This is a genomic window from uncultured Virgibacillus sp. (assembly GCF_947495635.1).
Taxonomy (GTDB): domain Bacteria; phylum Bacillota; class Bacilli; order Bacillales; family Amphibacillaceae; genus Virgibacillus; species Virgibacillus salarius.
In genome coordinates, this window is record NZ_CANMAB010000206.1 from 1 (window position 1) to 957 (window position 957).

The window sequence follows — 957 nt, forward strand, 5'->3', positions numbered from 1 at the left end:
TTTCAAACGAATGAAGGGGACCATTTACTTTTTGTGATTCACCATTTAGTGATAGACGGAGTTTCATGGAGAATTCTATTAGAAGATTTCACAGAAGGCTACCATCAAGTTAGTCAAGAAAAAGAGGTAGCCTTCCAGAAAAAGACTAATTCTTTTCGAGATTGGGGTATTTATTTAACAGAACAGCTACATGGAGATGTTCTATTAGAAGAGCTAGAATATTGGAAGCAAATCGGTAGGGCTAAAGGAACGGGGTTACCAGTAGATAAAAAGGATCAGGGGTACTCCAATAAAGCAAAATATTATCGTGATGTGTACATTGAAATAAGTAAAGAGTACACGGAGAATTTACTAAAGAAAACAAATAAAGCCTATAATACAGAGATTAATGACATCTTATTGACTGCTTTAGGGTTGGCTATTCACGATTGGACAGCTGAAAACCAAATTCTTTTAATGCTAGAAGGACATGGGAGAGAAACGCTTGAAGGCGATATAGATATTTCAAGGACAATAGGCTGGTTTACTACGCATTACCCTGTACTACTGGAGTTAGATAAGTCGAATCAAATAGCTGTTGTGATTAAACATGTAAAAGAAATATTAAGACATGTACCTAATAAAGGCATTGGTTATGGAATACTAGAATATTTGGAAAAAGACCGTGATGAGACCTTTAATCACATAAATTCTTCAATAAAGTTTAATTATCTCGGTCAGTTTGATGAAAATACGAAAAATGGATTCTTTAATATGTCCACTTTCTCACATGGAGATTCCATTAGTTTAGAAAGTGAAAGACTATTTGACATTGATATTTCAGGAATGGTCTCCAGTCATCAACTAGAATTTAGATTTTCATACAATAGTAAGAAATATCATGAAAGTACAATGAAGATGGTAGCCGCATCATATAAGAGCTACTTACTACAAATCATTGAACACTGTCAAAAACAA

Annotated in this window: 1 protein-coding gene; it reads left to right on the forward strand. The window is 34.0% G+C overall.

Going from position 1 to position 957, the window contains the following annotated elements:
- Positions 1-957: condensation domain-containing protein (locus Q1A47_RS20490; protein ID WP_299632744.1), on the forward strand; the 957-nt coding region annotated here is incomplete at both ends.